Below are 25788 nucleotides of genomic sequence, written 5' to 3'. Positions count from 1 at the left end.
ATGTGCTCGCGTGTGACCACGACTGACGGCAGGTCTCCTGGCTCGCGGGTCGTTGCCTGTTCGCCGCCTTCCCAGGCTCGCAAGCCCAGTGGCGTTTGGCGAAGGCTCACCGCTTACAGTTGCGGGGGCAGCCACGGCGTTGGGGGACCCCCCGCACCGTATTCCCTATTGATCTCCCGGAGGAGAACCGTCGCAGTCACCCTAGTTTTATTTGCAAAGGACTGTCAACTGGCCGTCTCGCGATGCAGATGAGCGCGTTGCACCGTGACCGGCTGACGTGCGGATCGCTCGGCGTTCGCTGGCAGAACGCCTCAATCGACTGTCAACCCCTCCTCGCGAAAATATTCCACTTTACCGAAATTCGGATTTGTCGTATTTGTCGGCTCGTCCTGGCCCACAAAAGGGGCGGTCGTACGTCGTCACGAACGCGGGCCGGGTTTGCGATGGACGCGGGCGGCGCCAAGGCGGGGCCTGTGCGTGCAGGGCGAGATGAACCTCGTGAGCATGGCACTCCCTGCAAAGACGGACGGCGCTCATGTCCGGCGGAGCCAATTGGCGAAGCCGGACGGCCTGCGTACGGCGAAACCGTGTGGTCCTGGCCGTCGTTGCTACGGTCAAGCCTCGGCGAAGGCGTCAGCGCGTCAACCGGCGCGGGTAGCGTGCATTTCGCGGAGGTGAGGGAGGCCAGAAGGAACTCGGCTCCCGGGAGAGCGCGGCATAGGCCGTCAAACCATTGCGCAGGGAAGGCCTGGTCTCGGCTGCCCTGTGTCTCCCCTGTGCATTGCGCGTGCAGCATTTTCGCATGGGGGTTTTATGGGTGCCAGCCGGCGCCCGGTCTTCCCTGCGCCCTTTCCTTTCGGAGAGGGTGAGGAGAATGGCACGACTCGGGCAAAACCTGCCGCGAGAACGCAGACGCGTGCGGTTGTGAGCATGCTTTTCTGCAGGACCACCTTCCGGGCGGCATGAGCGCTGCGAAACACAATCTCAATGCAAACCGTGTAGCACCGGCCTATCCACTTTCAACGGGTCCCTGCATGACATCGCTCTGGCGCTTTTCCCTCCTCGTTCTGCTTCACGTCATCACCATCTGGCCGGCGGGGGCACAGGATGGTGAGCCCGTCAGATTGTCTGCTGCGATACAATATCAGTTCATTGCACGCTGGGATGTCGATCGGCTGAACAGGATTATGCAGGTCGATACGCCCGCCTTCGCCGGTATTACCGTAACCTACAGTCCGGCGCGCAATCCCGTCCGGCTCTATCGCGTGACCTATTCGTCGGTGGTGCCCGAGCGCGGCAACAGGCCGACGGTCGCGTCCGGCCTGATCGCGATCCCCGAAGCACAGGCCACGTCGTTTCCGCTGGTGTCCTACGAGCACGGCACGGTCTACGGCAAGCAGCAGGTGCCCTCGTTCCCCGACCAATCGCCCGAAACCCAGCTGATGATCGCGCAGTTCGCGGGGCAGGGATATGTCGTCATCGGAGCCGACTATTTCGGGATGGGCACGTCGGCGGAGACGGAAGGCTACATGGTCAAGGCAAGCCACCAGCAGGCGACCTATGACATGCTCGTGGCGAGTCGCGCCGTGCTCGATCATCTCAAGCTCACCACGACCAAGCTGTTTCTCGCCGGCTGGTCGCAGGGCGGCTTCGTCACCATGGCGATGCTGGAGAAGCTCGAGCAGGCCGGCGTCAAGGTCGACGCCGCCGCGACCGCCAGCGCGCCGGTCGACATATTCGTGGCGCTGAACGGCTTTCTCAATTTTCCCCGCAAGAACGACGCCAGCTGGGTGAACTCGCTGTTCATCCTGTCGGCGTTCTCGTTCGAGAACTACTATGGCGTGCCCGGGCTCGCCCGCTCGCTGATCGCGGATGCCTATTATGACGTGGCTCGCAAGGCCTATTTGCGTGAACCCTACGACGCTGCCGCCGTGCCGACCGACCTGCACAAGCTGCTCCGCCCCGACTATTTCGATCCGCAGTTTTTCGCGGCTTCGGCCTACGGCCGGCTCGTCGCGCAGACGCAGGCCTATCGCTGGATCATCAAGAGCCCGGTGCGCAATTATTACGGCGAGACCGACGAGGCCATCAGTGTCGGCCTCGGCCGGCTCGCCATGACCTATCAGCAGGCGATCGGCAACGGCAATCCGGCGGTCGAAGCCGTCTCCACCGGCCCGACCACCCATCGCGGCACCTTTGCGACGGCGGTGCCGAAGTGGAAGGCGTGGTTCGACGGGCTTTGATGCGGCCGCCATGGCCGGGACGATCCCGGCCAGACGCTGTGTATCCATCGCGCATATCCGAAGGGCATGCATCGCTCTGCATGCCGCCTTGGCATCGCCGGAGGTGGTCGCTGCCGTGAAAATCTGTCTTGATGCGGCCGGGATGAGGCCGGCAGATGCGACGGCCTTGATGGTGGAGTGACGACATGGGCGGCTTGGTGATTTCGGGCGGGCGGGTGGTGGATCCCGCGAGCGGCATGGACGCGGTGGGGGATATTGCCGTGATCGACGGCAAGATCGCCGCCGTCGGCACCGGCCTCGGCGGCGCGGAGCGCGTGATCGACGCGGCCGGCCTCGTGGTCGCGCCCGGCTTCATCGATCTGCATGCGCATGGCCAGTCGGTCCCCGCCGATCGCATGCAGGCCTTCGACGGCGTCACGACGACGCTGGACCTCGAGGCCGGCGTGCTGCCGGTCGCATCCTGGTACGAGCGGCAGGCTCGGCAAGGCCGCGTGCTGAACTACGGCGCCGCCACCAACTGGGCCTTTGCCCGCATCGGCGCGATGACGGGCTCCAATGCGGAGAGCTCGCTGGAGGCGTTCGGCAACGCCATGCGCGACCGCCGCTGGATCGACAATGTCGCGAGCGAAGCCGAGGTCGCCGGCATCCTCGAGCGCCTCGCGCGCGGCCTGAACGAGGGCGGCATCGGCATCGGCATCCTCAACGCCTATGCGCCGGGCGCCGGCGTGCAGGAGCTGACCGCGGTGTGCCAGCTGGCTGCGGCCAAGGACGTGCCGACCTTCACCCACGTCGCCTTCATGTCGCGCATCGACCCCGAGAGCGCGGCGGAAGCCTATATCCGCCTGATCGGCTATGCCGGTGCCACCGGCGCGCACATGCACATCTGCCATTTCAACTCGTCGAGCAAGACCGACGTCGAGCGCTGCCGCGTGCTGATTGCAAAAGCGCAGGCGCAGGGTCTGCCGATCACGGTCGAGGCCTATCCTTACGGCACCGGCTCGACCGTGCTGGCCGCCGCCTTCTTCAGCGATCCCGAGTTCGTCGAGCGCAACGGCACCGGCTACGATTCCGTGCAGCGCGTCACCGACGGCTACCGCTTCCACGATCGCGAGGAGCTGCTCAAGGCGCAGGCCGAGGAGCCGTCATCGCTGGTGCTCTGGCACATCCTCGACACCGAGAACAATGCGCATCACCGCGACCTGCTCGACATGTCGGTGCTGTATCCCGGCGGCGCGATCGCTTCCGACGCGATGCCTTGGACGCTCTCCGACGGCAGCACCTATACCGGCGATGCCTGGCCGCTGCCGGATGACGCCACCTCGCATCCGCGCTCTGCCGGCTGCTTCACGAAATTCATCCGCGAATGGGTGCGCGAGCGCAAGACCGTGTCGCTGCTGGAAGGCGTGCGCAAATGCGCGCTGATCCCGGCGGAGATCCTGTCGCAGAGCACGCCCGCGATGCGCGCCAAGGGCCGGCTCGCGAAAGACGCGGATGCCGACATCGTCGTGTTCGACTACGAGAAGCTCTCGGACCGCGCGACCTTCACCGCGATGAACCGTCCCTCGGAGGGCGTGCGGCATCTCGTGGTCAGCGGCCAGCCGCTGATCTCCGACGGCGTGCTGGACGCGGCGGCGCGGCCGGGCAAGGCCGTGCGCCGTCCCGTCGTCGAGGGCTGAACGCATGCCGGTCCCCATTCTCCTGGTGACGGGCTTTTTGGGGGCGGGCAAGACCACGGTCGTGAACCATCTGCTGGCCCATGCGGAGGGGCGGCGGATCGCCGCCGTGGTCAACGATTTCGGTGCGATCAACATCGATGCGGAGCTGATCGCGGGCGCCAGCGACGGCGTGGTCAGCCTTGCCAATGGCTGCATCTGCTGTTCGCTCGAGGGCGATCTGCTGCGCACGCTCTCGACGCTGCTGCGGCGCGATCCCAGGCCCGACTACATCGTCATCGAGACCAGCGGCGTCGCCGATCCCGCCGACATCGTCCGTAATCTGATGGACCCGGTGATCCTGCGCGAGGCGTCGCTGGAGACGGTGCTCTGCGTGATGGACGCGACGGCACCGCCTGCCGCCCTCGACGACGCGCTCCAGCGTTCGCAGCTGCGCGTCGCCGATATCGTGGCGCTCAGCAAGCTGGATCTGGCGGACGCGGGCGCGGGGGCGCGCATGCGCGCGGCCATCCGCGCGCTGCGTGTTCCCGCCGTCGTGGTCGATGCACAGCATGGTGAAATTCCTGCCGCGCTGCTGTTTCCCGCGAACGTCGATCGTGCACCCAAGCCGCGCGAACCGGGCCCGCGGCGACCGGCAGAGGAACGCTTCGAGACGCTGAGCTGGACCTCGGACAAGCCGGTCTCGCTGCCCCGCTTGCAGCAGGCCATCAACCGACTGGCGCCGAAGCTCGCGCGCGCAAAAGGACTGTTCGAGACGGTCGAGCAGCCCGGTCGCATGATGGTCTTCCAGTTCGCCGCCGGCCGCGCGACGCTGGCCCCCGGCGATGCGCCGGCACCAGGCGTGCCGCGGACGCGGATCGTCTTCATCGCCGAGCTTGGGGTGCTTTCGAAGGCGGAGATCGACGGCATCATGGAGGCGTGCGTTGCAGCGGTTTGAAGCCCGCATAGCGTCTCAATCCGCTACGGGCAATCCATCCCCGTGGACATACCATTCCGCGCGATACCGTGTCCCGCGTCCTTGGGTGCATCGAGCGTGCCCGGCAAGAGGGGCTCGACAGACTTCAGCAGAACGCAAGCGCGTTGACGGCCCGCGTTGCCGCATCCTCCTTGCCGGCACCGACGAATTGGCAAACGATGGACTCGAGCTCGCCCGGCTGCCTGCGGCGTGCGACTGCCAGCAGGCGCATCAATTCTGCCTCGTCCTTCGACAGGCGCCGGCAGGATGGCGGCATGAAGCACAGCTCGCACGGCCGGCCGCTGCGCAGGACTCTGACGAGTGCGGCAGCCCGTGCGACCAGCAGCGGGCTGTCGGCAACGCCGGGCGCCTCGTCCGCGAAGCGATACGCCGCTTCCCAGCAATCGGAAGCGCCGGTGGCGTAGGCCGCTCCGATGAACCGGCACAGCGACAGTGCGACGCGGCAGAACTCATCGTAGCTTTCGACGCAAGGTCGCGCCGCAAGCGCGGCTTTGAGCGGACAAAGTTGCGACTGGCCGGCGTCCACGACCGCCGTGCGATCGCGTGCATCCTGCATCATGAGACGTCCTCGTCAGTGCAGCGTGGGGCTTCCGACCAGCCAGCTCTTCATCGCCATGATCCGATCATGGTCGTGAGACCGCACGTGCCGGTCGGGCAGGATGAGACCGGCCACGCGGAAGATCGTTGCAAGCCCCTGGACCGGTGCGAGCGCCCAATCGGCGCCGACCGGCGGCAGCCAGTGCTCGAACTGTTCGCGGGCGATGTCGACGCGATCCTGCTGTGCTGCGGCGATGGCGCGCAGAAGTCCGCGTTCGCTGTCCGACATGCGTGGACACGTCGGGCAGTGCACTTCGATCGCCGTGTGGGCCGTGCAGGCGAAGATCTCGATGATGGACTCCAGCGAGGGCACGGCGTCGCCAACGCGGAAATGGTCGTACACCTCCTTGATGTCGGCCGCGGTCGGAACGGCGCCTCCGCGTCGTGCCTTCGCCCTAAACCCCCAGATGAAGAGCCGCTCCGCTGCGCTCAGCGCAGGAAGGTCGAGCGGCCTGGTATGTGTCGATTGATGCATTGAACCTCTGGCCTTTGGCTGCGCCTCGCGTCAGAGCTGGCGCGGATGATCTGCGCCGATCGTTCCGTCAGAGACCCTTCCAAGTCAACGCTTGGAGAGGCGATGTCGAGGTGTTCTAGATTGGAAGAGATCGTATCTCGGACGGAGCATGCATGCAGCTCTCGCGCGGAATTGCGCCGGCAAAACATATCCGGCGCCACCGAACCGCGGAGAGGGCCAAGCCGCCGGCTTCGTGCTGCAATCGAGCGACCGGCTGACGAAGCTGCAATCGCTGCAGGACAAGGTCAGCACGTTCGTTGCGGGCGTGCGGTCGGCTTAGCGCGCGACTTTACGAAAATGCGCCGCGATGTCGGCGCGCGTCGCGACCCAGACCCGGCCCTCCAGCCGTGCCAGCTCGGCGAGGATGGCCTTCACTGCGCGGAAGCGCGCGGGCCTGCCGCAAATGCGCAGGTGAAATCCGACCGACAGCATCGCGGAACGGCCGCCCTCTGCCTCCTCGACCAGCGTCGCCAGAGCGGCGTTCACATAATTCGAAAAATCCTCCGGCTGTACGAAGCCGTTCGGATGGAAAAACTTCATGTCGTTGGTGTCGAAGCCATAGGGCAGGACCAGCATCGATCCTCGCGGCGACCGGCTCCAATAGGGCAAATCGTCGTCGAGTGCGTTGGAATCGTAGGCGAAGCCGAGCCCGATCAGGATATCGCGCGTCCACGGGCTCTGACTGCCGCGCGACATGAAGCCGACCGGAGCCACCCCGGTCGCGCGGGCGATGACGTCGCGCGTCTTCTCGATGTCACGACGCTCCGTCTCGGCATCTCCATAGAGCGCGTGCGGCAGCCAGCGCCAGCCGTGAACCGCCGGTTCGTGGCCGGCTTCGACCACGGCGCGGGCAAGGTCCGGCACGCGCTCGACGGCACGTCCGCACATCATGAAGGTGGAACGAATCTTCGCGGCGGCGAAGGTGTCGAGGAACCGCCACAGGCCGGCGCGCAGGCCGTAGTCGAACACCTGCTCCTGGACGAGATCGCGCACGCCCGGCGGCGATGTCGATGCGACCTCGCCATACTGCTCGGTCGCGGCGTCGCCCTGCTCGACCGCGAGTTCGGCGCCCTCCTCGAAATTCACCACCAGCGAGACCGCGACTCGGGCTCCGTTGGGCCAGACGATGTCGGGGCGTGACCGGCCATATCCGCGAAGATCGCGTTCGATCGACATGGTCAGCGGCTCCCGATCTGGCGGCTGACGCCTCCGAAGATCTCGGCGCAGACGAGGCCGGCCAGGGTCAGTAGCACGATCACGCCGGAGACGGCGGCGACGCGCACGTCGAGGCTGCCTTCGAGGATCGCCCAGAGCTTGATCGGCAGGACCTCGGTGCGCGCATCGGCGAGGAACAGCGAAACCGGAACATTGTCGAAGGAGGTGAGGAACGCGACGAAGCAGCTCGCGACGATGCCGCGGCTGATCAGCGGCAGCGTCACGCGCCGGAAGGTGTACCAGCGGCTGGCACCCAGGCTCAGCGAGCAGGTGATCAGCACCGGATTGAGCTGCTGCACCGAGGCGCCGACCATCCGGATGACGAAGGGCACGCAGATGATGGTATGGCCGAGCACCAGGGTCGCCGCCGACAGGCGGATGCCGAGCAGGTTGAACACGAGCAGCAGCGACAGGCCGAACGCCATCGCAGGCAGCACCATCGGCGACATGAACATCGCGTCGAGGACACGTGCGGACTTCGATTTGCTGCGCGCCAGACCGAGCGCCGCCGCGCTGCCAAGCACCGCGGAGAGAATCGTCGCCATTGCCGCGACCTTGAGGCTCGTCAGCGCGGGTTCGACGATCTCCTGCGATTGCAGCAGCTCGACATACCAGCGCAGCGACCAGCTCGGGGGCGGGAACTTCAGCGTGATGCCGCCTGTGAAGGAGATGGTCAGCACGACCAGCGTCGGCGCGAGCAGCAGCAGCATGCCGAAGCCGGTCATCGTCCCGACGATGCCGGAGTAGACGCGATCGACCAAGCTATGGTGCATCGACGCCTCGCACGTAGCGGCGTGACGACGCGCCGATGGCAAAGACCATACCGGTCACCGCCAGCGTAAAGATCAGCGACAGCGCAGCCGAGAACGGCCAGTCCTGCACGCCGACGGCCTGCTGGTAGATGTAGGACGGCATCAGGATGATGCGTCCGCCACCGACCAGTGTCTGGGTGATGAAGGCGGTTGCGGCGGCGGCGAAGACGAGCAGCCAGCCAGCGATCGCCCCCGGCAGCGTCAACGGCAGGATGACGGTAACGAAGATGCGTGCGCGGCTTGCGCCGAGCCCTTCCGCGGCCCGGGTCAGATTGCGATCCAGCCGCAGCAGGCTGTTGATGACTGGCAGCGCCATCAGGGGAAGCTGTATCTGGGTCAACGCCAGAACCATGCCCTCCCAGGTGTAGAGCATCCGGGCTGGTGCCTGCCAGAGGCCGAGCGAGAGCATCGCCGAATTCACGATGCCATCGCGGCCGAGGATCACGATCCAAGCGAAGGTACGCACTACGGTGCTGGTCAGCAGCGGCAGCATGATCAGGAAAGTGATGAGTGTTCGCATGAACTGGCCGCTCGCGAGATAGACCAGCGCGAGTGGATAAGCGAGAAGCAACGTCGCCAGTGCAACCTCGGCGCCCAGCCACAGCGTGTCCGCCAACACCCGGATGCTGAAGGAATCCGAAAAGAACCGCACATATTGCGCCAGCGACAGTTCCGCAAATTGTGGTGTGCGGAACAGGCTGATCGCGACGAGCGCGACCAGCGGCAGCACAAAGGCTGCGAGGAACAGCGCCGCCAGCGGGATCACTGGGAGCATTTGTCGGGATTCGGTCGCGCTCGCCGGTGTCATCTAGATCTTCACGTCCTTGCTGAAGCGGGTGATCCATTCGCCGCGCAGCGACTGGAACTTGGTCCAGTCGAGCAGCACATTGTTGGCGATGAGGTCGTCGAGGCTCTTGGCGACGGTGAGATTGGCGCCAGTCAGCGCCACCTTGCCGTTGGTCGGCATCATCATCCAGGGCGCCGCCTCGAGGCCTTTCTGCGCTTCGACCGACATCACCGTGTCGAGATAGTCGAGCACCGCCTTCGGATCCCGATTGTTCTTCACGATCTGCGCGCTGGTGCGGATCACGACCGCGCCGGATTTCGGCTTGGCGAAGGCGATGTCGACGCCCTTGGCGGCGAGCAGCGCCACGTTGTTCCAGAAGTTGAACGCGATATCGATCTCGCCCTGCTGGAACAGCGCAGCCAGCGCGCCGGGCGACGCCGCGATCGCACCGACGTTGGGCAGCAGCTTCTTCATGGCCTCGAAGCCCGGCTCGATATTGGTCTCGGAACCGCCATTGAGCTTCGCGATCTCGACCATGAAGGCGGTGCCGAGGCTCGACCCCAGACCGGTGATGCCGACGCGGCCCTTGTACTCCGGTTTCCAAAGATCCTCCCACGAGGTCGGCGGCGTCGTGATCTTCTTCGGATTGTAGGCTATGCCGATCAATTGCGCGGTGATGACAGGGGCGTAGCCGTCGGGATGGCGGAATACGCTGGGGATGTCGGCATATGACTTCGACTGCTCGACCGGAAATTTCTCCAGCACCCCGCTCGCGATCGCCGGGATCAGCGGTCCCTCGTCGAACAGCACGACGTCGAAGGGGGGCGTGTTGCGCGATGCCTGGATCTTGCCGATCTGGTCGACGCCGAGCAGGGGCGTAAAGGTGACACCGCCCTCGCTGGACTTCTTGAAGGCCGGCCCGACCACCGCGCGGAAGGCTTCGTCGAAACTGCCGGGATAGGTCGTTGCCACGATCGAGGGGGCCGCGCGTGATGATGTCGGCCATCCGAGACTGGCTGCCGCAAGCGCGGCCGAACCTGTGGTGAGCAGCGATCTCCGGGATAGGCTCATGTCAAACACTCCTTTGCTGATGCATGGAAACGTCGTCGACTGGCGTGCTGAAAATGCTGACGCGCGAGACATCGGAGATCGCGAGCCAGACCGTCTCTCCGGCCTGCGCTTTCGCGAGGCCGGCGGCGCGGGCCTGGCTGACCTTCACGGCTTCGCCGCTCGCGGTGACGCCCTCGGTGACGCTGACGGCGCCGAGCGGCACCGTGGCGCGGATCGTGACGGGGATGGCGCCGGGCCGTTCGGCCCCGAACGTGATGTTTTCAGGCCGGACCGAGATCGTCACCGGCGTGCCGCGCCTGCGCTGAGCCGAACGGCCGAGATCGATCTCGGGCCCGGCGTCCAGCTGCACGCGATCGGCGTCGGTGACGGTGCCGCGCAGGAGATTGGTGTGGCCGATGAAGCTCGAGATGAACAGGCTCGCCGGGCGGTCGTAGAGCGCGTCCGGGCTGTCGATCTGCTCGATACGCCCCTTGTTCAGCACGACGATGCGGTCGGCCATCGACAGCGCCTCCTCCTGGTCGTGCGTGACGATGATGGAGGTGACGCCAAAGGTCTTCAGCAGGCTCTTGATCTCGATCTGCATGTCGAGGCGCAGATTCTTGTCGAGCGCCGAGAATGGTTCGTCGAGCAGGACGAGGCCCGGATCGATCGCAAGCGCCCGCGCCAGCGCGACGCGCTGCTGCTGCCCGCCGGAGAGCTCTCCGGGCAGCCTCCGCGCGAACGAGGCCATCTGGGCGAGGCCGAGCATCTGTTCGACCTTCGCCGCCACCACGTCCTTCGCCGTCCTGCGCGCCCGCAGGCCGTAGGCGACGTTTTCGAACACGGTCAGATGCGGAAACAGCGCATAGTTCTGAAACACCATGCCGATGCGGCGGCGATTGGCCGGAATATGCTCGACCCGCGCGCCGTCGAATCGCACCTCGCCCCGGGACGGGCGCAGGAAGCCCGCGATGATCTGGAGCATCGTGGTCTTGCCGCAGCCGGACGGACCGAGGAGGGCGATCAACTCACCGGCGGCAACGGTGAGATCGATGTCCTCCAGCGCAACGGTCGCGCCGAAGGCGTGGCCGATGCCCTTCAAATCCAGCGAGAGTCCGCGTACATCGCTCAACGCCAGCTCCATCCTTCGCGTTGTCCTGCGCGAGGGGAGTTAGCAATCGCCGTGCCAGCGCGTTTCCTTTGCTAAGGCCTTGCCAACATTGCAATAGTTTTTAGGCGCCAAATATTGGCGCCAATTTAATGTCTATATTGTAGACATTGTTGCCACGAGTTTGTATAAAAAATAGGCTGCGGCGGCATTCCAGAATCCTGTAGAAGCGACGCATGAAGCGAACCCGTCCCCTCAAGCGCAAGCCGAAACGGCCCGAGTCCAAACCCAGGGAGCCGGAGGCCGTCGATCCTCGCAGCATCGACGACGACCCGGTGGTGCAGGGCATCTTGACCGCGATCAGCCAGAAGCGGCTCAAGCCCGGCGCCAAGCTCGGTGAGGACAAGCTCGCATCAGCCTTCGGCACCACGCGGATTCACATCCGCCAGGCGCTGGCCCATCTCGCCTCGCGCAAGGTGGTGATGCAGATCCCCAATCGAGGCGCCTTCGTGTACCGGCCGAGCTGGGAGGAGGCGCAGGACATCTTTGCAGCGCGACGCGTCATTGAGACGGCGGCCGTCGCTGCGGCGATCGACCGGTTGGACAAATCAGGCAAGGCCGAGCTCAAGGCGCATATGGACCTCGAGGCGCGCCATGATCGCAATGATCGCTGGGCCTCGCTGTCGCTTACGGCGGAATTCCACATCCTGGTCGCCAAGCTCGCCGGCAACCGCGTGCTGTTGGAGATGTCGCGCGAGCTGATGCTGCGGACGTCGCTGGCGATCGCCACGTTCGAGCAGCCGGGCGAGCCGGATTGCTCTCCCGACGCGCACCCCGACATCGGCGCGCTGATTCTCGCGCGCGACAAGGCCGGCGCGATCCATGCCATGCGTCATCACATCGAGGAGATGGAGCAGCGGATACGGCCGAAGGAGCGCAATGATGAGGTCGACGAGCTCACTGCGATCTTCCAGGAGATCGGCGCGCGGGCGCGGGCGGGCGGATAGTTTGGCCCGGCGCATTCTCCTGATCAATCCGAACAGTTCCGGGCCGACTACCGCGATGATGGTCGCCATTGCGAACTCTGCCGCCACTGACGGCTTCGAGGTCGTCGGCGCCACGGCAACGCGTGCGCCGTCGATGATCGTCTCGGCCGAGGCGCTTGAGGCAGCTGCGCCGGAGGTCGAGGAGATTGCGTGGGTCCGCGGCCGCGAATGCGACGGCATCATCGTGGCTGCGTTCGGCGATCCCGGTCTCGCCGGGATCAGGGCGGCGATGAAGCTGCCTGCGGTCGGCATCGGCGAATCGTCGATGCTGGAGGCCGCGGAGAATGGCCGCTGTTTCGGCGTCGCGACCACGACGCCGCTGCTGAAGGCGCAGATCGATGCATTGCCGGATATGTTGGGATTGCGTCGGCGCTACACGGGCACGCGCTTTGCCGACGGTGATCCACACGAGCTGATGCGTGATCCGGCGCGGCTGCGGGCGGCGCTCGCAGATGCAGTCGAGGCCTGCATCGCGCAGGACGGGTCGAACGCGGTCGTCATCGGCGGCGGGCCGCTCGGCGAGGTGGCGCGAGAGCTTCAGCCGCTGTTCACCGTGCCGGTCATTGCGCCGATCCCGTCTGCCGTGAAGCGGATCATTCGTCTGCTCACCGCGTAACGTCGGGTATTTCCGCGCCGCGGCATCGGCCGTGCTGCGGAGAACTGTTTTCCTTGACATGAACTCTGCCGTGCTCGACGTGTAACGAGGTCGCGTGACGGCACGTTGCGTCCCTCGCGATGAAAAAATGCAGCACGGGAAAGACGCCATGAGTGCAGGCCTCAACGAAATGGACTACCTCGCCGCCTTGCGCGGGTTGTGGGACAAGGCCTGGCCGAAGGGCATGCCGCGCTCGCCGAACTATCTGCACGGCGAAGTTCCCCTGACGGAATATCTGCGTGCCTGGGCGAAGCGGAATCCCGAGCGGCCCGCGGTGATCTTCTACGGTCATGTCACCACCTACGCGGAGCTCGACCGGCAGAGCGACCGTTTTGCCGCTTTGTTGCAAGCCAAGGGCGTGCGCAAGGGCGACCGCGTCGCCGTGTTCCTGCCCAACTGCCCCCAGTTCCACATCGTGTTTTTCGGCATCCTGAAGCTCGGCGCGATTCATGTCCCCGTCAGTCCGCTGTCGCGCGCGTTCGAGCTGTCCTACGAGCTGAACGATACCCAAGCCGAAGTGATCGTCGCGCTGGACCAGCTCATGCCGGTCGTCGAGCAGGTAAAGGGCGAGGTTCGGCTGCGCGAGATCATCGTCACCAGCTTTGCCGATGTCGTGCCTGCAACGCCGGCATTTCCGGCGCCGGACTCGATTCGCACCCCGCGCGTCGCGGTCCCGGGCGCGACCGATCTGTTGCCAGCGCTCGCCGCGATGCCGACACCTGTGCCGCTGCCGCCGCCCGGCCTCGATGACGTCGCAGCGCTCAACTACACCGGCGGCACCACCGGCATGCCCAAGGGCTGCGTCCACACCCATCGCGACATGGTCTACACGGCCGCGGCCAATTACGGCATCTCGGTCCTGTCGGACGAGAGCAGCGTGTTCCTGTCGTTCTTTCCGGAATTCTGGATCGCGGGCGAGAATTTCGGTTTGATCTTCCCGCTGTTCTCCGGGGCGACGCTGGTCCTGCTCGCGCGATGGGATGCCGTCGGCGCGATGGCCGCGATCGACAAATACAAGGTCACGATCATCGCGATGCCGGTCGATGGCGCGGTCGAGCTGATGGACCATCCGCGCTGGAGCGAGTTCGACCTGTCGTCCTTGCAGCAGGTGCGCGTGGTCTCCTTCGTCAAGAAGCTCAACGCCGACTATCGCAAGCGCTGGAAGGATCTCACCGGCACGATCCTGATGGAGGCGGCCTGGGGCATGACGGAGACCCACACCTCCAACACCTTCACGGCGGGCTTCCAGGACGACGATTTCGACCTCAACAACCAGCCGATCTTCGTCGGGCTGCCGGTCCCCGGTGCCGAGTTCAAGATCACCGATTTCGAGACCGGTGCGCTGCTGCCCCTTGGTGCCGAAGGCGAGATCCGCGTACGCACGCCGTCGCTGCTCAAGAGCTACTGGAACAAGCCGGAGGCGACCGCGGAGTCTCTGATCGATGGCTGGCTGCGCACCGGCGACATCGGCACCATCGACAAGGACGGTTTCCTGCACTTCCTCGGCCGCCGCAAGGAGATGCTGAAGGTCAAGGGCATGAGCGTCTTCCCGCCGGAGATCGAGGCGCTGCTCGGGCAGCATCCGAAAGTGCTGGGGTCGGGCGTGGTCGGGCGCGACGATCCCGACAAGGGGCAGGTGCCGGTGGCCTATATCCAGCTCAAGCCGGAGGCGGTCGGCACCGTCTCTGCGGAAGCCCTGCGCAGCTGGTGCGCCGAGCGCATGGCCGTCTACAAGGTCCCGGAGATCCGCATCATCGAAGCCCTCCCGCTGACGGCCACGGGCAAAGTGAAGAAGCAGGACCTCGATCCCAACCGTTCCGCTGCAGTCTGAGTGAGAGACCGATGTCGTTCAAGAAGCTCCTGATCGCCAATCGCGGCGAGATCGCCATTCGCATCGCGCGTGCGGCAGCCGATGCCGGCATCGCGACGGTCGCGATGCATCCCGCGGACGATGCGCTGTCGCTGCATTTGCGCGTTGCGGACGAGGCGGTCGAAATCCCCGGCCGCGGCGCGCGGGCCTATCTCGACATCGACGCGGTGGTGAAGGCGGCGAAGAGCACTGGCTGTGATGCCGTGCATCCCGGCTACGGCTTTCTCAGCGAGAATGCGGCCTTCGCAAAAGCCTGCTTCGACGCAGGGATCACGTTCGTCGGCCCAAAGGCGACGGCGCTCGAACTGTTCGGCGACAAGGTCGCGGCACGCCAACTGGCCAAGCGCTGCGGCGTGCCGATCATTGCCGGGACCAGCGGCCCGTCGAGCCTTGAGGAGATCACGGCGTTCTTCACCTCGCTCGGCAGCAACGCGGCGATCGTGATCAAGGCGATGGCCGGCGGCGGCGGCCGCGGCATGCGCGTGGCGGAGAACGCATCCGATCTCGCGGAAGCCTATGCGCGCTGCCAGTCCGAGGCCAAGGCGGCCTTCGGCTTCGACGGGGTCTATGCCGAGCGGCTGATCCGGCAGGCGCGCCACATCGAGGTGCAGATCATCGGCGATCGCTTTGGTGCGATCTCCCATCTCTGGGAGCGCGAATGCACCATCCAGCGCCGGCACCAGAAGCTGATCGAGGTGGCGCCGAGCCCGTCGCTGAGCGAAGGCTTGCGCGGCCGCATCATCGAGGCGGCGAAGCAGCTCGCGGCGGCGGCCTCTTACGACAATCTCGGCACGTTCGAGTTCCTGGTCGACGGCACGGCCGAGGACAGCTTTGCCTTCATCGAGGCCAATCCGCGGCTCCAGGTCGAGCACACCGTGACCGAAGAGGTGCTCGGGCTCGATCTCGTCCGCGCCCAGCTCGCGGTCGCTGCAGGCAGCACGCTGGCTGCGCTCGGGCTTGCGCAGGGATCGATCCCGAAGCCGCGCGGCCATGCCATGCAGCTTCGCGTCAACATGGAGACGCTGGACGAGACTGGCGCGACCCATCCGACCGGCGGCGTGCTCGCCGTGTTCGAGCCGCCCTCGGGTCCAGGCGTCCGCGTCGACAGCTTCGGCTATGCCGGGTACAAGACCAGCGCCGCCTTCGATTCGCTGCTGGCCAAGGTCATCGTGCACACGCCGGGCGAGGCCTGGCATGACGTGGTCGCGAAAGCCTCGCGTGCCCTGCGCGAGTTCAGGATCGACGGCGTCGTCACCAACATCGCCTTTCTCCAGGCGGTGCTCGCGCATCCCGATTTCGGGGCCAACCGGATCGCGACCGATTTCATCGACCGCAACATCGCGAAGCTCGTCGATGCCGCCGACGGCGCGGCCAGGCCGCTCTATTTCGCTGCGACCGAGCGCAGCGGCCACGGTACGGAGTCGCACATCGTGGAGGCCGTGCCGGAAGGCGCGGTGATGGTCGCGGCACCCCTGCAAGGAACCATCGTCACCATCCAGGTGAAGGAAGGCGAGATCGTCCGCCCCGGCCAGCAGCTCGCGGTGATCGAGTCCATGAAGATGGAGCACCTCGTCATGGCCGAGCAGGGCGGCAGGGTGATGAAGCTCGTCGCCGGCGACGGCGTCACGCTGATGCACGGCGAGCCGATCCTCTATCTCGAGCCGCTCGACGTCGCGGCTGACAGCACGGCGGCCGAAGCCGACATCGATCTCGACCACATCCGCCCGGATCTCGCCGAGCTGATCGCCCGCCAGGCGAATACGCTCGACGCGAACCGTCCGGCCTCGGTCGAGCGGCGTCGCAACACCAATCAGCGCACCGCGCGCGAGAACGTCGCGCAACTCGTCGACGACGGCTCGTTCATGGAGTACGGCAGCCTCGCGATCGCGGCACAGCGCCGGCGCCGCAAGCTCGACGATCTCATCAAGAACACGCCGGCCGATGGTCTCGTCATGGGCGTTGCCACCGTCAATGCCGAGAAGTTCGGGCCTGAGGGCGGCCGCTGTATCGTCGTGGCCTATGACTACACCGTGCTCGCGGGCACGCAGGGCCACATGAACCACAAGAAGATCGACCGCATGCTGACCCTCGCGGAAGACTGGCGCGTGCCGCTGGTATTCTATGCGGAAGGCGGCGGCGGCCGGCCCGGCGATACCGACCGGCTCGGCATGACAGGGCTCGACGGTCCGTCCTTCGTGCAGTTCGCAAGGCTCTCGGGTCTCGTGCCTGTGATCGGTGTCGTCTCCGGCTATTGCTTCGCTGGCAATGCCGCGATGCTCGGCTGCTGCGACGTCATCATCGCCACCAAGAACGCCTCGATCGGCATGGGCGGTCCGGCCATGATCGAGGGCGGCGGCCTTGGCGTCTATCACCCGGCCGAGGTCGGCCCGGTCTCGTTCCAGGCGCCGAACGGCGTCATCGACATCCTGGTCGAGGACGAGGAGGAAGCGACATCCGTCGCGCAGAAGTACCTGTCCTATTTCCAGGGTGCGGTTACGGCTTGGGAAGCCGCCGACCAGCGCCTGCTCCGCCGCGCGATCCCCGAGAACCGGCTGCGCGTCTACGACATCCGTAACGTGATCGATCTCGTCGCCGACAAGGATTCCGTGCTGGAGCTGCGCCGCGACTACGGCGTCGGCATGATCACCGCGCTGATCCGCATCGAGGGCAGGCCGTTCGGCCTGATCGCCAACAATCCGCGCCATCTCGGCGGCGCGATCGATGCCGATGCCGGCGACAAGGCCGCGCGATTCCTCCAGCTCTGCGACGCCTTCGACCTGCCGATCGTCTCGCTTTGCGACACGCCCGGATTCATGGTCGGCCCGGAGGCCGAGAAGACCGCGATCGTGCGTCACGTCTCGCGCATGTTCGTCACCGGCGCGAGCCTCACCGTGCCGCTGTTCGGCATCGTGCTGCGCAAGGGCTATGGGCTCGGGGCGCAATCGATGATCGGCGGCGGCTTCCACGCCTCGTTCTTCACCGCGGCCTGGCCGACCGGCGAGTTCGGCGGCATGGGGCTCGAGGGCTATGTCCGCCTCGGCTTCCGCAAGGAGATGGAGGCGATCGCCGATCCCGAGGAGCGCGAGACCTACTACCGCAACAAGGTCGCCGAGCTCTACGCCAACGGCAAGGCGGTCTCGATCGCCTCAGTATTCGAGATCGACAACGTCATCGACCCCGCCGAGACCCGGCGCTGGATCATGGCCGGACTGCGCTCGGTGCCGAAGCTCGAGTCGAGGAAAGGGAAGAAGCGGCCGTGCATCGACACGTGGTGAGGGCGGTGCAGCAAATCGGCTCTGTCTGAGCATCCAGACGTTCCGCTTTCCACACCGTCATGCCCGGGCTTGTCCGAGGCTTGTCCCGGGCATCCACGTTCTTTCGCCGCACGGCAACATGGACGGCCGTGACGAAGCCCGGCCATGACGGCGTTGGGGCATTGCCTCCAACCCGGCTCTCGGTTCCCGATTGACATCCCCGCCTGTGGTGCCAGACTTTGCACAATAATACAGGGTGGAGACGTCCGCGATGGCCAGCCTTTCGGCCTCGAATCATGTCGCCCGTGTCTTGTCCGTCGCCAATCAGGTCACAGACCGCTTGGCCGACGTCGATGCCTCTTCGCGGATTGCCAGTTCCTGGCGGCGTTGCCTCGTCAATCACAAGCTCGATCCCGCCCGGCAGGGCCCGCCGCAGACGCTGACCGAAGCCGAGATCCGGCATGCCGCTGAACCGATGGAGGAGACGATCCGGCTCGCGATGCCCGAGCTCGACGATCTCGCCCGCGTGCTGCGCGACGCCGGTTACTGCGTCAATCTCGCTGATGCGAACGCGACCATGCTGTTCAGCCGTCTGCCGGGCGAAGCCGATGCAAAGATGTTTCTGGACTGGAAGATCTACACCGGCTCGAACTTCGCCGAGACCTTCGAGGGCACCAACGGGCTCGGCACCGCGCTGGCCGAGGAGAAGCCGATCCTGGTGCATCGCGACGAGCATTTTCGCGCGCAATGGCACATGTTCTCGTGCGCCGTGGCGCCGCTGTTCGACCAGGCCGGGCGGCTGGCCGGTGCCATCAACATCACCTCGTGCCGCGAGGATCTGGAACGGGCCGCGCATCAGCTTGCGCTCGCGGTAACGATGGAGGCGACGCGGCGGATGGAGGGCGCGATCTTTCGTGGCCATTTCCGCGACGCGTGGATCGCGACCGTGCCTGGGGACGGCGGCAGCGGTCTCATCGCCTATGACGACGACCGGCGCGTCGTCGGCGCGTGCCGTTCCGCGCGCGCGCTGCTCGGTCTCACCGACGGCATGATCGCCGCCGGCATTGATCTGTCGCGCTACATCAAGTTCGATCATCATGCCGCGCGCGGCACGGACGAACTCGTCGAGCTGCGTCGCGCCGACGGCAGCGCCCTGGGCCAGGGGCGTGTTGCGCCGCCGCTGCGCACGAGGACGCGCCCGCTTGCGCCGCGCCGCGATGCGTCCGTCGATCGCTTCGACGCGCTGCACCGGCTCGCCGGCCGCGATCCCGGACTGATCAAAAGCGTGAACCGGCTCAGGCGCATCGGCGATCACAATCTGCCGGTCCTGCTGCATGGCGAGACCGGCGTCGGCAAGGACGTGTTCGCGCGCGCCATTCACGCCGCCAGCAACCGCGCACGCAACAACTATGTCGCCCTGAACTGCGCGGCCATGCCCGAGAGCCTGATCGACGCTGAGCTGTTCGGCTACGAGGCCGGCGCCTTCACCGGCGCGCGGCGCGAGGGCTCGAAGGGCCTGATCGTGCAGGCGGATGGCGGCACGCTATTCCTCGACGAGATCGGCGACATGCCGATCGCGCTGCAGACTCGGCTGTTGCGTGTGCTGGAGAACCGCGAGGTCTGGCCGCTCGGTGCGCTGAAACCTTTGCCCGTCGATATCCGCCTGATCAGCGCCACCCATCGCGATCTCGGCCGCATGGCGGAGGAGGGTGCCTTCCGCGCCGACCTCTATTTCCGCCTGCGCGGCATCGAAGTGCGGCTGCCGGCGTTGCGCGAGCGGGCCGACCGCGACGACATCATCCGCCAGATCGCGCGCGAGGAGGCGCCGAACTGCCGCCTCTCGAGCGAGGCCTGGGCGCAGCTGGTGGCCTATCCGTATCCCGGCAACATGCGACAGCTCCGCCATGTATTGCGACTTGCGGGTTGTACGGCGGAGGGTGGCGTCATCACGGATGCGGATCTTGATCTGCCGCCGTTCGGCGGGAGGACGGCCGGGCCTGATCTTGCGGCCGCCGAGCGCACGACGATCGTCGAGGCTTTGCGCAGGCACGGCGGCCGGGTGACTGAAGCGGCGCGTGCCCTGAGGCTCAGCCGCGCCACGCTTTATCGAAAGATCAAGCAACTGAAGATCGAGACGACGCAGTAGCGTCCAATTGCATTGTCGAGCCCGGACCTTCTTCCCCTCTCCCCTTGTGGGAGAGGGTGGCTCGCCGCGATAGCGGCGAGACTGGTGAGGGGTCTCCCTCCGCACGTCACTCTGTTGCTTCTGTTCTCGCGGATGGATACCCCTCATCCGGCGCTTCGCGCCACCTTCTCCCGCAAGGGGAGAAGGAAGGAGAGCGCCGCGGCTTTACGAAAAATCGCTCCAGCTCAGATGCCGCGAATCGCGGTCTCCGACCGTAACCGTGCCGCGGATTTCGTGGGGGACGTGGAAACTGCTGCGCAGATAGACGAGTGGCGAAGCCCCGTCGGAATGCGATGCACCGCGCACCTCGCCGACGAAGATCGAATGCGTCTTCGTCTCGAACTCCTGCGCCAGCACGCAGTCGAACGCGGCGACCGCGTCCGTCAGCACCGGCGCGCCGGTCGCGCCGCGCGTCCATTGCCCGAAAGCGAAACGGTCGTCGCCGTTGACGCCCTTCTGGCCGCTGAAGGTCAGCGCGAGCAATGCGTGGTCCTCGTGCAGGAAGTTGATCGCGAAGGCGCCTTCCTCGCGGATGCGCGCATGGGCGCTGGCGTTGCGGTTGACGCAGACGATCAGCGAGGGCGGGTTGTCCGACAGCGAGCAGGCCGACGTGACCGTCAATCCCGTGCGCTTGCCGTGCTCGGCGCCCACAGTGACGAGCGCCACGGCGCCTGCGCATTGGCGCATCGCCTGCTTGAAATCCTTTGCGTCCACGCTCACGCCGAGATCTCCGAAATGAATGCGGGTGCGGCACGATCGCGCCGCACCCGCTGTCGGTCAAGCCGCCTTCTTCGCGGAGCCGAGATGCTTCAGGCGCGGCATCACCTCGTTTTTCAGCAGCGCAAGCGAGCGGTGCCAGGCTTCCGGCTTGTGCTTGTAGTCGAAGCCGAACACGCAGAGCACGCCGAAGCCGCCGACCTCGTCGTAGATCTTCTCGATCTTCTCGGCGACGGTCGCGGGCGAACCGACGATCCAGTTCCGCTTGGCGCAATATTCGACCGTGACGTCGCTATCGGGCACGTCGGGCGCGTGCTTCAGATAGTCCTTGAAGCCGAAATGGCCGAGCAGCGGCAGGAAGTACTCGCCCATCATCCGGCCCATCATGTCGCCGGTCGAGAGCTTCCAGGCCTCCTCGTCGGTGTCGGCGACGAACACCTCGCGCACGAGGCGCCAATCCGCGCGGTTCGGTTTGCGGCCGGTCTTGGCGGCGCCGATCTCGACCGAGTCCCAATGGCTGCCGACGTAGGCCGGATTGAGGTTGAGGCTCATCGGGATGAAGCCGCGCTCGCCCGCGAGCTTCAGCGTGTCCGAGTTCTTCGACAGCCCGGCGACGCCGATCGGCGGATGTGGCGCCTGCAGCGGTTTGATGTGCGGCTTGAGGAAATCGAACATCGTGTCCGGCTTGGAGACCGTCCAGAACTTGCCTTTGTAGGTCCAGGGTGCGGGATCGCTCCACATCTTGAGGATGATCTCGAGCGCCTCGCGCGTCATGTCGCGGTTCTGCCCGCTCATGCCGTCGACGTTGAACATCGCCCAGTCGCTCGGCAGGCCCGATGCCGCGACGCCGAAATTGAGCCGGCCCTCGGAGAGATGGTCGAGCATGGCGACGCGGTTGGCGAGCTCGGCCGGGTGGTGATAGGGCAGCAGGAAGCCGCCCGGCCCGATGCGGATATTCTTGGTCTGCATCAGCGCCTGCGCGATCAGGAGATCCGGCGTGGGATTGGGTTCCCAGGGCGCGGTGTGGTGCTCACCGATCCAGGCTTCCTGATAGCCGAGCTCGTCGAGCCAGCGCAGAACTTGCAGGTCCCAGTCATGTCCCTCCTTCAGGCCGCACTCCGGCGGATGCGAAGGCATCGTGAAATAGCCGATCTCCATGGGTTTCCTCATCTGATGTTGACGCGTCTTGTCGCGCGTTGACGAAGTTGAGCGACGAAGGCTTCAGCAAGCCGTGTGCCAGCCTCGCCACACCTCAACTTGAAGAGAAAGGGCTGGTTTGCGTGCGCAATTGCCGGTATCTCGGCGGAAGCCTGCAAGACATCGTCTCATGTGTCGCGAGACGGCGTCTTGGCCGTGAGACGAGGACGAGACCCGACATGACCGAACCCGCTTACGTCGCGGTGGACTGGGGCACCAGCAGCTTCCGGCTCTGGCTGATCGATCGCGCCGGCCAGGTGCTGACCGAGCGACGCAGCGGCGAGGGCATGCTGGCCGCGACGAAGGCCGGCTTCCCGGCGGTGTTGCGCTCGCATCTTGCAGCCGTCGAAGCACCGGATCATTTGCCGGTGCTCGTCTGCGGCATGGCCGGTGCCCGCACCGGCTGGGTCGAGGCCGGCTATGTCGACACGCCGGCGCCGCTCGCTGCCGTTCTGAAGCAGGCCGTGCGCGTGCCGGGCGAGGTGCGCGACATCCGCATCCTGCCGGGCATCGCGCAGCGCGATGCCAGGGCGCCGGACGTCATGCGCGGCGAGGAGACGCAATTGCTCGGCGGGCTCGGCCTCGATGCGACGGGGGAGACGCTCGTCTGCATGCCCGGCACGCATTCGAAATGGGTTCGCGTGCAGGACGGCACGGTCGAACGCTTTTCCACCTTCATGACCGGCGAGCTCTTCAGTGCGGTCTCGCGCGAGACGATCCTGTCGCTCGCGGTCGCCGGCGCGGACGACGCCGAGGATGTTCCGAGCTTCAAGGCGGCAGTGAAGGCCGCGTACGAGGCGCCGGCCTTCGCTGCCAATCTCCTGTTCGGCGTGCGCTCGCGGCAGCTTCTTTTCGGCAGCACGCCGGCCGCCGCGCGCGAGACGCTTTCGGGTACGTTGATCGGCGTTGAGCTGGCGGCGGGGCTCTCCGGCGCCGTGCCGCAAGCGGGCGTCATGCTGATTGCCTCGGGGCGGCTTGCGATGCTGTACCGAGTGGCTTTCGAGGCGCTGTCGGTGACTGCAAAGCCCGTCGATGCGGATGAAGCTGTCCGCCGCGGCCTGTCGATGGCGGCTGCCGCGATCTGGACGAAGTAGAGGGATTGTCGAGATGAGCGTTCCTTTTCCGCCGATGAAGCGGCCGCTGGTCGCGATCCTGCGCGGCGTCAAGCCCGAGGAAACCGAGGCCATTGTTGGCGTGCTGATCGGGGCCGGCATGACCGCGATCGAAGTCCCCTTGAACTCGCCCGATCCGTTCCGCTCCATCGCGATGGCGGTGAAACAGGCGCCGGCCGGCGTGTTGATCGGCGCCGGCACGGTGCTGACCGCGGCAGATGTCGATCGTCTCAACGACGTCGGTGGCAGGCTCATGGTCTCGCCCAATGTCGACACCGGGGTGCTCGCGCGCGCGCAGCAGCACGGCATGGTGACCATGCCCGGCGTGTTCTCGCCGACCGAGGCGCTGCTCGCCGCGCGCTCGGGTGCGTCGAGCCTGAAATTCTTCCCGGCGAGCGTGCTCGGCGCCTCCGGCATCGCCGCGATCCGCGCCGTGCTGCCGGCCGGCGTGATGATCGCCGCCGTCGGCGGCGTCTCCGACCAGAACTTTGGGGAGTACATCAAGGGCGGCGTGACGGCGTTCGGGCTCGGCTCCAGCCTTTACAAGCCCGGGATGTCGGCAGCGGATGTCGCCACCCGCGCGAAGGTGACAGTCGCGGCCTACGATCGGGCGATTGCGAAAGACTGAGCGGGAATAAACCAGCCGTGAACCTGTCATAGCCTATTGTGCCTCATATTGCCGCGATGCTGATGCATTGCGTAGTGTGACTGGCGCAGCAGGAGACCGACATGACGATCAACAACGTAGCCGATCTGCTCGTGGCAACGCTCGAGCAGGCCGGCGTCAAGCGCATCTATGGCATCGTCGGCGACAGTCTGAACGCGCTGACCGAGGCGCTGCGCCGGCGCGGTACCATCGAATGGATCCATGTCCGCCACGAGGAGGTTGCAGCGTTTGCGGCGTCCGGCGAAGCTGAGATGACCGGGAGCCTCGCAGTCTGCGCCGGCTCCTGCGGTCCCGGCAATCTGCATCTGATCAATGGCCTGTTCGACGCGCATCGCAGCCGCGTTCCCGTGCTGGCCATCGCGGCGCAGATTCCGTCCGGCGAGATCGGCGGCGGCTATTTCCAGGAGACCCATCCGCAGAATTTGTTTCGCGAATGCAGCCATTATTGCGAGCTGGTCTCCGACCCGAGCCAGCTTCCCTACGTGCTGGAGAACGCGATCCGCGCCGCCGTCGGCCTGCGCGGCGTTGCCGTCGTCGCCATGCCCGGCGACGTCGCCTTCCGCAGTCCGCCGAAGCGCGCGCTGTCGACGGCGCGCGGGCTTGCCGTGTCGGCGCCGAAGGTCGTGCCAGAGGCCGATGAGCTGAAGGCGCTGGCGGACCTCCTGAACGGCGCCGAACGTATCACCCTGTTCTGCGGCCGCGGCTGTGCCGGCGCGCACGCGCCGCTGATGCAGCTCGCCGAAGCCTTGAAGAGCCCGATCGTGCATGCGCTCGGCGGCAAGGAGCATGTCGAATACGACAACCCTTACGACGTCGGCATGACCGGATTCATCGGCTTCTCCTCGGGCTATGCCGCCATGCACGCCTGCGACGCGCTGGTGATGCTCGGTACCGATTTTCCCTACAAGCAGTTCTTCCCGACCGACTGCCAGGTCGCGCAGATCGATATCCGTCCCGAGAATCTGGGACGGCGTTGCAAGATCGATCTCGGCCTCGTCGGCGACGTCAAGCTGACCATCGAGGCACTGCTGCCGCTGCTGAAGGCCAAGACGCAGCGCAAGCATCTCGACGATGCCGTCGCGCACTACAAGAAGGCGCGCGAAGGCCTGGATTCGCTCGCCAAGGGCACGCCGGGAACCAAGCCGATCCATCCGCAATATCTCGCCAAGGTCATCAGCGATCATGCGTCCGATGACGCCGTGTTCACCGCCGACGTCGGCACGCCGACGGTGTGGGCCGCGCGCTATCTCGGCATGAACGGCCGCCGCCGGCTGATCGGCTCCTTCGTTCATGGCTCGATGGCCAACGCCATGCCGCAGGCGATCGGCGCCCAGGCCGCGCAGCCCGGCCGCCAGGTGATCTCGCTCTCCGGCGACGGCGGCTTCACCATGCTGATGGGCGACCTCATCACGCTGACGCAAGAGAAGCTGCCGGTGAAGGTGGTCGTGTTCAACAACGGCGTGCTCGGCTTCGTTGCGCTGGAGATGAAGGCGGCCGGCTTCGTCGACACCAATGTCAACCTGGAGAATCCGGACTTTGCCGCGATGGCGCGTGCGATGGGCATATTCGCCAAGCGCGTCGAGGATCCCGGCGAGCTCCCCGGCGCGGTGAAGGAGATGCTGGCGCACGATGGGCCGGCACTGCTCGACGTCGTCACCGCCAAGCAGGAGCTGTCGATGCCGCCGACCATCACGGCCGAGCAAGTCAAGGGTTTCAGCCTCTGGGTCCTGCGCGCGGTGATGAGCGGCCGAGGGGACGAGGTGCTGGACCTTGCGAAGACGAATCTGTTGCCGCGCTGATGTCGACTGAGGCGGTTCGATTCACCTCCCCCAACGGGTGGGGTGAACCGGCTGCGCGGCCTCAGCCCCGCTTCACCGCCGGCAGGGGCAACCGCTCATGGCGGTGCTGCAAGCGCTGCCAGTGCAGCACGATGCCGATCAGCAGCGCCGGCACAAAGCCGAGCGCGATCAGGAAATGCGGCAGCTCCTTCGCCGAGACGAAGGCAATGGCGATGTCCGAGATCAGCCACAGCGCTGCGAACATGACCGCAAAGTCCGTGCGCGGGCAGCGCAGGTAATAGAACACGGCGGTGACGACGATGGCGGGACCG

General features: G+C 66.0%; 22 protein-coding genes and 1 riboswitch. Of the genes, 12 read left to right on the top strand and 10 right to left on the bottom strand.

Annotation, left to right across the window (positions count from 1 at the left end):
* Positions 1-10: 10 nt before the first annotated feature.
* A riboswitch (cobalamin riboswitch) is annotated at positions 11-207 on the bottom strand.
* Between the two features lie 827 nt (positions 208-1034).
* The 3 genes from AX729_RS26910 to AX729_RS26900 all read left to right on the top strand — a co-directional run bounded on the left by AX729_RS26910 (position 1035) and on the right by AX729_RS26900 (position 4853).
* Positions 1035-2243, top strand: a complete 1209-nt coding sequence (locus tag AX729_RS26910) for an alpha/beta hydrolase family protein (RefSeq protein WP_061027259.1) — start codon at positions 1035-1037, stop codon at positions 2241-2243.
* Between the two features lie 185 nt (positions 2244-2428).
* On the top strand, positions 2429-3919 hold the full coding sequence (locus AX729_RS26905; protein ID WP_061027258.1) for an amidohydrolase family protein: 1491 nt from the start codon (positions 2429-2431) through the stop codon (positions 3917-3919).
* Positions 3920-3923: 4 nt separating this feature from the next.
* A complete protein-coding gene (locus tag AX729_RS26900; RefSeq protein ID WP_061027257.1) occupies positions 3924-4853 on the top strand; it encodes a CobW family GTP-binding protein in 930 nt (309 codons plus the stop codon).
* Between the two features lie 124 nt (positions 4854-4977).
* On the opposite strand, the gene AX729_RS26895 is transcribed toward AX729_RS26900, so the two are convergent.
* Both AX729_RS26895 and AX729_RS26890 read right to left on the bottom strand, forming a co-directional pair.
* Positions 4978-5451, bottom strand: a complete 474-nt coding sequence (locus tag AX729_RS26895) for a hypothetical protein (RefSeq protein WP_061027256.1) — start codon at positions 5449-5451, stop codon at positions 4978-4980.
* A gap of 12 nt (positions 5452-5463) precedes the next feature.
* A complete protein-coding gene (locus AX729_RS26890) occupies positions 5464-5964 on the bottom strand; it encodes a hypothetical protein (RefSeq protein WP_061027255.1) in 501 nt (166 codons plus the stop codon).
* A gap of 148 nt (positions 5965-6112) precedes the next feature.
* On the opposite strand from AX729_RS26890, the gene AX729_RS40680 reads away from it, so the two are divergent.
* Positions 6113-6283 (top strand): hypothetical protein, encoded by a 171-nt coding sequence (locus AX729_RS40680; RefSeq protein ID WP_197433678.1) that lies wholly within the window; start codon positions 6113-6115, stop codon positions 6281-6283.
* On the opposite strand, the gene AX729_RS26885 is transcribed toward AX729_RS40680, so the two are convergent.
* From AX729_RS26885 to AX729_RS26865, 5 genes are read right to left on the bottom strand one after another with little or no spacing between them, the layout of a single operon-like run.
* A complete protein-coding gene (locus tag AX729_RS26885) occupies positions 6280-7179 on the bottom strand; it encodes a polysaccharide deacetylase family protein (RefSeq protein WP_082770544.1) in 900 nt (299 codons plus the stop codon). The genes AX729_RS40680 and AX729_RS26885 overlap by 4 nt on opposite strands.
* A 2-nt stretch (positions 7180-7181) precedes the next feature.
* A complete protein-coding gene (locus AX729_RS26880) occupies positions 7182-7991 on the bottom strand; it encodes an ABC transporter permease (RefSeq protein ID WP_061027254.1) in 810 nt (269 codons plus the stop codon).
* Positions 7981-8838 carry an ABC transporter permease gene (locus AX729_RS26875; protein WP_061027253.1) on the bottom strand — a complete coding sequence of 286 codons (858 nt, stop codon included), beginning with the start codon at positions 8836-8838 and terminating at the stop codon, positions 7981-7983. The genes AX729_RS26880 and AX729_RS26875 overlap by 11 nt, the downstream gene beginning before the upstream one ends.
* Positions 8839-9888, bottom strand: a complete 1050-nt coding sequence (locus AX729_RS26870; RefSeq protein ID WP_061027252.1) for an ABC transporter substrate-binding protein — start codon at positions 9886-9888, stop codon at positions 8839-8841.
* A 1-nt stretch (position 9889) separates the two neighbouring features.
* Positions 9890-11011, bottom strand: a complete 1122-nt coding sequence (locus AX729_RS26865; protein WP_061027251.1) for an ABC transporter ATP-binding protein — start codon at positions 11009-11011, stop codon at positions 9890-9892.
* A 200-nt stretch (positions 11012-11211) separates the two neighbouring features.
* On the opposite strand from AX729_RS26865, the gene AX729_RS26860 reads away from it, so the two are divergent.
* The 5 genes from AX729_RS26860 to AX729_RS26840 all read left to right on the top strand — a co-directional run bounded on the left by AX729_RS26860 (position 11212) and on the right by AX729_RS26840 (position 19946).
* Complete coding sequence (locus tag AX729_RS26860) at positions 11212-11982, top strand: GntR family transcriptional regulator (RefSeq protein WP_061027250.1); 771 nt, start codon at positions 11212-11214, stop codon at positions 11980-11982.
* 1 nt (position 11983) lies between these two features.
* On the top strand, positions 11984-12637 hold the full coding sequence (locus tag AX729_RS26855) for an aspartate/glutamate racemase family protein (RefSeq protein ID WP_061027249.1): 654 nt from the start codon (positions 11984-11986) through the stop codon (positions 12635-12637).
* A gap of 148 nt (positions 12638-12785) precedes the next feature.
* Positions 12786-14507 carry an AMP-binding protein gene (locus AX729_RS26850; RefSeq protein WP_061027248.1) on the top strand — a complete coding sequence of 574 codons (1722 nt, stop codon included), beginning with the start codon at positions 12786-12788 and terminating at the stop codon, positions 14505-14507.
* An 11-nt stretch (positions 14508-14518) separates the two neighbouring features.
* A complete protein-coding gene (locus AX729_RS26845; RefSeq protein ID WP_061027247.1) occupies positions 14519-17821 on the top strand; it encodes an acetyl-CoA carboxylase family protein in 3303 nt (1100 codons plus the stop codon).
* A gap of 250 nt (positions 17822-18071) precedes the next feature.
* Complete coding sequence (locus tag AX729_RS26840; protein ID WP_061027246.1) at positions 18072-19946, top strand: sigma-54-dependent Fis family transcriptional regulator; 1875 nt, start codon at positions 18072-18074, stop codon at positions 19944-19946.
* Positions 19947-20150: 204 nt separating this feature from the next.
* Here AX729_RS26840 and AX729_RS26835 read toward each other — a convergent pair whose 3' ends face one another.
* Together AX729_RS26835 and AX729_RS26830 are read right to left on the bottom strand one after the other, a co-directional pair.
* Positions 20151-20705, bottom strand: coding sequence for a flavin reductase family protein (locus tag AX729_RS26835; protein ID WP_156457226.1), 555 nt, complete (start codon positions 20703-20705; stop codon positions 20151-20153).
* A 57-nt stretch (positions 20706-20762) separates the two neighbouring features.
* Positions 20763-21860, bottom strand: coding sequence for an LLM class flavin-dependent oxidoreductase (locus tag AX729_RS26830; protein ID WP_061027245.1), 1098 nt, complete (start codon positions 21858-21860; stop codon positions 20763-20765).
* A gap of 218 nt (positions 21861-22078) precedes the next feature.
* Here AX729_RS26830 and AX729_RS26825 point away from each other — a divergent pair, with 218 nt between their 5' ends.
* The 3 genes from AX729_RS26825 (at position 22079) to poxB (ending at position 25477) form a co-directional block, all read left to right on the top strand.
* Positions 22079-22993, top strand: coding sequence for a 2-dehydro-3-deoxygalactonokinase (locus AX729_RS26825; RefSeq protein ID WP_061027244.1), 915 nt, complete (start codon positions 22079-22081; stop codon positions 22991-22993).
* A 13-nt stretch (positions 22994-23006) separates the two neighbouring features.
* The gene (locus AX729_RS26820; protein ID WP_061027243.1) at positions 23007-23639 is read left to right on the top strand and encodes a 2-dehydro-3-deoxy-6-phosphogalactonate aldolase; all 633 of its coding nucleotides are present in this window, start codon (positions 23007-23009) and stop codon (positions 23637-23639) included.
* A gap of 101 nt (positions 23640-23740) precedes the next feature.
* Positions 23741-25477 carry a ubiquinone-dependent pyruvate dehydrogenase gene (poxB, locus tag AX729_RS26815; RefSeq protein ID WP_061027242.1) on the top strand — a complete coding sequence of 579 codons (1737 nt, stop codon included), beginning with the start codon at positions 23741-23743 and terminating at the stop codon, positions 25475-25477.
* A gap of 61 nt (positions 25478-25538) precedes the next feature.
* Here poxB and AX729_RS26810 read toward each other — a convergent pair.
* Positions 25539-25788, bottom strand: a 250-nt coding sequence (locus tag AX729_RS26810) for a hypothetical protein (protein WP_061027241.1), incomplete at its 5' end; no start/stop codon positions are given.

The organism is Bradyrhizobium sp. CCH5-F6, from assembly GCF_001556045.1.
Classification (GTDB): Bacteria; Pseudomonadota; Alphaproteobacteria; order Rhizobiales; family Xanthobacteraceae; genus Bradyrhizobium.
Note: the sequence above shows the minus strand (reverse complement) of the source record. Positions and strands in the feature narration are given on the sequence as shown.